The 5,153-nt window shown below is 69.9% G+C and carries 4 protein-coding genes; all 4 read right to left on the bottom strand.

Annotated elements, in window-relative coordinates; genetic code table 11:
* Positions 1-66: 66 nt before the first annotated feature.
* The 4 genes from ACFWFI_RS40790 to ACFWFI_RS40775 all read right to left on the bottom strand — a co-directional run bounded on the left by ACFWFI_RS40790 (position 67) and on the right by ACFWFI_RS40775 (position 4,957).
* Entirely contained in the window at positions 67-1,833 is a 1,767-nt protein-coding gene (locus ACFWFI_RS40790; RefSeq protein WP_387400715.1) for a galactose-binding domain-containing protein, read from the bottom strand.
* An 88-nt stretch (positions 1,834-1,921) separates the two neighbouring features.
* Positions 1,922-3,055, bottom strand: coding sequence for a DUF1996 domain-containing protein (locus tag ACFWFI_RS40785; RefSeq protein WP_387400713.1), 1,134 nt, complete (start codon positions 3,053-3,055; stop codon positions 1,922-1,924).
* Positions 3,056-3,249: 194 nt separating this feature from the next.
* Positions 3,250-4,224, bottom strand: a complete 975-nt coding sequence (locus tag ACFWFI_RS40780; protein WP_387400711.1) for a phosphotransferase — start codon at positions 4,222-4,224, stop codon at positions 3,250-3,252.
* A 181-nt stretch (positions 4,225-4,405) separates the two neighbouring features.
* Positions 4,406-4,957: a hypothetical protein gene (locus ACFWFI_RS40775; RefSeq protein WP_387400709.1), complete on the bottom strand. Its 552-nt coding sequence runs from the start codon at positions 4,955-4,957 to the stop codon at positions 4,406-4,408.
* Between the last annotated feature and the right edge of the window lie 196 nt (positions 4,958-5,153).

The following is a 5,153-nucleotide window of genomic DNA, read 5'->3' as shown; positions in this document are numbered from 1 at the left end:
CCACCGCGGACTTCCCGGCCGCACCGACGGCGGGGAGTGGGACGGTGCGGCGGGTTCTGCGGGCGGTCAGCTCCGGTAGACACCGAATTCGTAGAGCGAGTAGCCCCATGGGGTGCCCCGCACAGAGGTGTTCACCCGTACGTAGCGCGCTTCACCTCTGACTTCGATGTCGTCGATGCCGCCGTTGCCCTCGGTGACGGTGTGGACGGTGCTCCAGTCCTGGCCGTTGTCCGAGGTCTGCAGGGTGTATCCCTTGGCGTACGCGGTCTCCCAGGCGAGCTGCACATGGTCGAACGCGGTCTTCGCTCCGAGGTCCACCTGGATCCACTGCTGGTCGGCCCAGTCGCTGGCCCAGCGGGTGTCGAAGGACCCGTCGACCGCGTTGCCCGCGGGGCAGGGGCAGCCGGTGCCGTCCGGCTGGAAGGTGGACGCGGTGGCCGGCTTGCCCGCCGCCAGGTTCGTACCGCCGACCTCCGGCGGGACGACCCGGAACGACTTGGTCTCGATGCCGACGTTGCCCTTGCCGTCCGAGCTCTTGAGGTAGACCTTCCACACGCCGAGGCGGTCTGGAGCGGTCACCTCGAAGGCGCCGTTGCCCTTGTCCGTGAACCGCGTCTCGTTGAGCTGCCCGCTGTCGTCCACGTACTTGCTGCCGAGCAGCACCTGGTGCGTGAGCGGATCGCCGTCGGGGTCGGAGACCGAGGCCTTCACGGTGAAGGGCTTGCCCGCCTGGACGGCCGAGGCGTTGTCCACCGTCATGCCGGTGATCACGGGCGGGGTGTTGTCGCCCGAGGTGCCGGCCCCGTACGCCTTCTTCACCGCGTAGTACGAGAGCCGCTTCTGGCCTGCCGGGAGCAGGTTGAACCAGACACCGCCGAAGTCGTACTCCGTGCCGTAGTGGAACAGCGTGGCGCCCAGTGCGACTCCCGTGTGGCCCGTGACGCACTGCCAGGCCCGGTTGTAGCCCTCGGCCTTCGCGACATCGGTCGGCTCGTCCGGCACGCCGTTGGCGTCGTCGGGCACCTCCCACTCCCCTGCGGGACCGCCCTCGGTCACGATGTACGGCTTGTCGAAGCCTCCGTCCTCCCAGGTCCTCCGGATGTCGCAGACCGCGCCGTAGGAGTTCACGGCGTACAGATCAAGGTCCGGCGCGTTCTTCTTGTAGTACGGCCAGGCCCCGGTCCAGGCGTCGGTCGAGGTGACCGGGTGGTTCGGGTCGACGGCGTGGATCTTCTTGGTGATGTCGTTGACGAAGGTCGTGTACGCGTCGCGCTGCTGTTCCAGGGCGTCACCGCTGTAGCAGTTCTGCAGGCCGAGCACGGACTCGTTGCCCACGTTCCACATGAGGACACCGGGGTGGTCCTTGTAGGTCTCCACCCACTTGGGGAATTCGGCGAGCATGTTGCTCTTGTAGGCGGTGTCCGTCAGGTAGTTGACGCATCCGCCGCTTCCGGGCCCGCCGCCGGGCTGGAGCCAGAAGCCGGCGATGACCTTGATCCCGTTGCCGGCCGCGCTGTCCAGCAGTGGTTTCGTCGTGGCGTCGGTGCCCCAGGTCCGGATGGTGTTGACGCCCATCGACCTGACGTCCGGCATGTACTGCCCGGCATCGGCGACGGCGGGACCCCAGGTCAGGCCCTTCACGGTGTACGGCGAACCGTCGACGGTCAGCTTCCAGGCACCCTGCGACCCCTCGACCTTCACCACGCTTCCGGCCGCCTGCGCGGCGGGCACGGGCAGGGTGGCCGCTCCTGCGGCGACGAGGGCGGCTACGGCGAGACGCGCGGTGGTGCGTCTGCGGCCGCGGGCCGAGGCTGTGGGACGTGGCAGTTTCATGGGGGAGACAGCTCCTCGTGGGGGGAGTAATGGGAGAGCGCTCTCCCTCATGGGCGCAGTGAACCCATGAGGGAGAGACACAGGCGGGTCAGGGCAGTTCGTAGTTCTCGTCCAGAGCGGCACCCTCACCGGGGTTGTTCTGGTCGTAGCCCCGGGCGTCGCACTGGAGGCCGCCCACGATGCAGTGGCCGACCATGGCGTCCAGCGTTGCGTCGTCCCAGGCGTTGAAGAAGTCGTAGTGGAAGGAGTGGCCCGTGCCGCTGGCCAGCCTCACCTGCGACATGTCACCGTTGACCGGCCAGGCCATCTTGAACTCGATCATCGGCAGGGCGACGGGATGGCTGGCCGGGCAGACGTCCTGGTTGGCGCCCATCACGACCGGATAGGCCATGTGGGCCTTGTGGTCCGGGGTGTCCAGGTGCTTGCCGTCCCAGCAACTCGGAGCTTGCATACGGAGATTGAGCTGCGTGTCCTGGCTGGTCGGGCACGCGGCGGGGAACTCGTAGTTGTGGTAGCTCTCGCCGCACTCGTAACCCTCGACCATGCCCGGATGGTCACGGAACTGCTCGGCGGTCTGAGTCGGGCTGCCGACGACGTAGCGCAGCCCCTTGGGGAACGGCCGCACGGTCCGGTAGTCGGTGACACCCGCCTTGTAGTAGATGGTCTGCGGACCGACCGGGCGCACCTCCTGGTCCCCCTTGTAGAGGGTCGGCATCCAGTACGCGGACAGGTCGCCGGGCGCCTTGCAGGCGGTGCCGCCCGCGCCGAGCGAGGCGGTGGTGCTGTTCTCGTCCGTGGTGTCGTTCCCCATGAACGTGTGGTTGTGGGACTTGCCGGTCTGCCCGGGGTAGACGATCGGGTCGACCGATCCGGTGTGGTCGACGGAGCAGTTCGCCTGGAACTCGTGGAAGTACCGGTGGGGCGGGATCTCGGTGGACGGCTCCACCCCGGTGACCGGCGGGTTCGCCGGAATGTACCCGTCGCCGTCGGGATCGTCGCCCGAAGGGACGGGGTCGGCCGCCGCCATGGCGTGGCCTTGCGTGTGCTGCGTACCCTGCATGACACGCGAGGCCGCGGCCGGCTCGGCGACGGCCTTCGGCGCCGCCCCGGCTGTCGGGACACCGGCGCGGGTGATCGCCGTGAGCCCCGTGACCACGAGGGCCAGTGCGGCGACGACGACCAGGGCGGACACCAGGGTGGTTCTGCTGAATCTTTCGGCCATGCGGACCTCCATGCCGCTCTGCGTCCGCGCACATCGGGTGCGCGGTGGGGGGAGAGTGGAGCTGGATGGTGCGTCGAGCGGAAGCGCTGGGAGAGCGCTCTCCCAAGCGATGTCAGTGTTACGCCGCCGCTGAGAACATGTCAAGAGTTGGTGAACAGTCCGCAGTGCACCGGGAGTTGCCCTCTCCAGGCCGGCTACCGCAGCAAGGCCAGCGTCTCGCGCAGATTGTGCTCGGCGATCCCCTGCATGGACGCCCGGTCCGGGAAGTCGCCGTCGAGCAGGCGCAGGGGGCCGGCAACCAGGGAGAGGCGCATGGCCAGTGTGTAGAGGCCGATGCGCCGGGGGTCGAGGCCGGGACGGGCGAGTGCGTCGTAATGCCGCCCGAAGCGGATACGGAGGAAGACGTGCTCCCATTCGACGTCGAAGTACATCAGGCCCTCGATGTCGATGAGGACGACGTCCCCCTCGGGGCTCACCAGGATGTGGTCGGGGCCGAGCTCCCCATGGATCAGACCGTACGCGGCACGCGGGTTCACCAGTGCCCGCGACTCATGCAGTCGCTGCGCGAGCCGCCCGCGTGCCGCCTTGATCCTCGCGTCGCGGTCCGCCGCTTCCGCGAGATCCCGCAAGGCGCGGTCGAGAACCACCTGCTCGCAAGAGCCACCGGGGGCCGTGCCGCCCTGCTCCAGAAGGTCAAGCCGCCCGTACCGCGACACCTCCTGACCGCACATCAGGTCAAGCGTGCGGGCCAGGTCGGTGAGTGCGGAGGCGGCGCGCGCCGGGTCGGTCTCGAAGAGCTCCTCGAGCGTGCCGCCCGTGAAGTCCTCGACCACGGCGAAGTCCGCCGCGCGCGTCCCGCCACCCGCAGACAGCACGCGGGGCACGCGAGCGCCGATCCTGGTCAGTTCACGCTGTGCGGCCAGGAAGGGCGCCAGGCCGGTGGCGGGCGCGAAGGGGTCTGCGGACGCCTGCTCGGCGGCTTCCGGCCAGAAATTCTCTTCGTCGGCCCACCTGTAGACGATCACACTCGCGGTCCGGCACCCGCCGACCCTTACCCGGTACACACCCTTCTTGCTCCCCCCGCGCAGCCGCTCCACCCCGAGGGTCCGGCACCCCGGCCCCAGGGCCTCCCGCACCACCTCAGGCACGTCCGCCGGGAAGTCAGGCATCTCCGATTCACCGCCCTTACGGCCCGGGTACGCCCTGTACACCCGCCACCCGCTGAGGAGCGTGCGGACGCGCATGGGACGCAGTGGTCAACCACCCGATGCTACTCGGCCCGCCACTGCACGCGGTCCCCGCTGCGACGACACCGGACCGGAGAGGGCCACGGTCCGCGGGTCGCGACGGTCAGGCGGACGGATCCCTGAGATCGCCGATGACAAGGTCGGCCAGCCGGACCGAGAACCAGACATCCTGGGTCGCGCCGCTCCCCCATTTCTCGGTCAGCACCACGGTGGCGTGACCTGCGCCGCTGCCCTCATAGCGCGACGACCAGCCCGTCGGCACGTTCTGTGCGCGGAAGACAGGGTCCGCGCCGCTCTGCGCCGCCCACGCGTCCAGCCGCCTGTCCAGGTCGGGAGCGAGGTAGCGGGCGCGCACCTGTCCGGGGGTCAGGTCGCCCCGGCCGAGGGCAGCCTGACGGTACGCCCGGAAGAAAGCGCCGACCTGCGCCTCTGCCCGGGTCTCATGGACGACCGCGCCGGTGCCCGATGACGAGGCGGCTCCATGCGCGGCCACCTGCCCGGCGGGAGCGGTGACGAGGACAACGGCCGCGGCCGCGAGGGCGGCCAGGACAGGGCGCAGCTGCACGTGACTCTCCAGGATCAAGGGACGCTTCCGCTGCCAGGCAACACCACCGGTCAGGGGCGCGAGCGTTCCGACGCCACGCTTCACCCGCATGGGGCCACCGTGCCCACGCGAACGCCCGTCGGGGGGGGCGGGAGCAGGGCCGGGCCCGTCGGGGACAGGGTTCGTCGGCCGCGGCTTCACACTCAGGCCGAAGCATGCGCGGGGCCGAGGTCTGCTGCGGCAGGGGGCCACCCTGCTGCCGCAGCAGACCGGTCGCGTCCCGCCCGGTCACCCGGACCCCGCGGAG

Origin of the sequence: Streptomyces sp. NPDC060209 (genome assembly GCF_042728155.1) — a bacterium.
Lineage (GTDB): Bacteria > Actinomycetota > Actinomycetes > Streptomycetales > Streptomycetaceae > Streptomyces.
The sequence above is the reverse complement of the archived record's forward strand: the minus strand, read 5'-3'. Positions and strand labels throughout refer to the sequence as shown.

Excerpts from the sequence above, each read along its gene's own strand:
- ACFWFI_RS40790 (WP_387400715.1), bottom strand. The coding sequence starts at position 1,833 with ATGAAACTGCCACGTCCCACAGCCTCGGCCCGCGGCCGCAGACGCACC.
- ACFWFI_RS40785 (WP_387400713.1), bottom strand. The coding sequence starts at position 3,055 with ATGGCCGAAAGATTCAGCAGAACCACCCTGGTGTCCGCCCTGGTCGTC.
- ACFWFI_RS40780 (WP_387400711.1), bottom strand. The coding sequence starts at position 4,224 with ATGCCTGACTTCCCGGCGGACGTGCCTGAGGTGGTGCGGGAGGCCCTG.
- ACFWFI_RS40775 (WP_387400709.1), bottom strand. The coding sequence starts at position 4,957 with ATGCGGGTGAAGCGTGGCGTCGGAACGCTCGCGCCCCTGACCGGTGGT.